This window comes from Paenibacillus zanthoxyli JH29, assembly GCF_000520715.1.
Lineage (GTDB): Bacteria > Bacillota > Bacilli > Paenibacillales > Paenibacillaceae > Paenibacillus_AQ > Paenibacillus_AQ zanthoxyli.
Window position 1 is genome coordinate 1 of record NZ_ASSD01000229.1, and the last position, 1,698, is coordinate 1,698.

The window sequence follows — 1,698 nt, forward strand, 5'->3', positions numbered from 1 at the left end:
ACTCCGGCGAGGCGGAAGATCCGCTCTCCGCGCCGCTGTTATTTCCGCAAGCCGTAAGGCCCGCCGTCAGCAGCAGCACAAATCCCGTCAGCAGTCCCTTTTTCAACCTGTTTTTCATTTCAATCTCTCCCCCATTTGATATTCCTTGTTTTTTGCAAAAACAGACAGTGGAACCCGCCTCGTACGCATATCGGCACAGCGGCCGATGCGTTCCATGACCTGGGTTTCGCCGTCTGTACGGTAAGAAAAAAAATTATTATTCCTACCAGATTAGTATGTTATGAAATTTATAATAATGGGCTCCCCCACTCTTGTCAATCATTTATTTCCGAGCGGAGAACAAGGATTTACCCAACAACCGGAATTCTTAATAACGCAGATGCGATAGATTTGCAGCTCTTTCATGATAGATTTGCAGTTCTTTAAGGAAAGCCGTCCTGGCTGCACTCCTGCAAGTACCACTTGTCAGAGATGCGGCAAAAGACTATTATTGCTACATCTTGCTGAGGAATCCGCTTAGCAGCGAAGCCGGAGGATTAAGAATGGACCTGGAACTGGGGCTGCCGCCCGCGCCGGAAAGACCCGGGCGGTACAGGCGCATTGCGGAAATTGTGGTCAATCGAATCCGGGAAACATATCGCTATGATACCCGTATATGGCGCTGGGGGATTGCCGGGCCATGGTTAGTTAGCTTCGTGGCTTGTTCAGCCCTCATGCTGGGGATTCCCACCGGCCTCGGAAGGCCGGCGGATCTGATGCTGGCCGCAGGAGTTGCGACAGCCATGCTGGCTGCGGCGGGCCACTTGGCAGCCGTGCTGCTCGCGTTGATATCCTTACGTCTTCCAAGGCTGTTCGCGGGATGTCTGCTCGGCAGCGCCGGAATTGTCATGATCATTCTGTATACTGCCGATCTTACCGTCGATGCTTCCGCCGCCGTCGCCGCAGCAGCCGCCGCGCTCGGAGCCATTGCAGGCATCGCCATCGGACTCCTGCGGATAGGCAAAATTCTTCCCGGTCTGCTGGTTATGGCAGCGCTGCTATCCCTTCCGATAGGCGGAATACAGCTTCAACACGGCGGCGCTCCTGACAAGGCGGCGGATCTCGCCCCGGCAAATGGCGCCGCTGCCGCCGTCTCTCTGGCCGCAGCCAATCCGGGGATGCCGGGCGGGTATGCTTACCGTAGCTTCACCTATGGCAGCGGAGGCGACCGGCGCCGGGCCGAATACGGGAGCGGGGCGGCTGTCCGTTCCTCTTCCGTGAACGCTTCATCCTATATGAAGAAGTGGTCCGCGCTCCGAACGCTGTTCTGGGGCTTTGATCCGGAATCGCTGCCGCTGAACGGTCGGGTATGGATGCCAGAGGGAGATGGTCCTTTTCCGCTTGTGCTTATCGTGCACGGCAACCATATAATGGAGGATTTCTCGGACGGAGGCTACGCCTATCTCGGCGAACTGCTTGCGAGCCGCGGGTTCATCGCCATCTCGCTGGATGAGAACTTCCTGAATTATTCGGCCTGGTCGGGCATTCCGGAGGGCGATTACAAGCTGCGCGCCTGGATCATTCTGAAGCATTTGGAGCAGCTTGCCTCCTTTTCAGATACGCCGGACAATCCTTTTTACGGCAAAATCGATTTTGCAAAAACAGCTCTGATCGGGCACAGCCGCGGCGGGCAGGCAGCCGCCATGGCGGCGGGCGCGC

1 pseudogene is annotated in these 1,698 nt (G+C 56.7%); it reads left to right on the top strand.

Annotated features, from left to right (window positions below):
- Positions 1-542: 542 nt before the first annotated feature.
- Positions 543-1,698: pseudogene (locus L691_RS0108525) on the top strand (alpha/beta hydrolase); the annotation flags it as partial.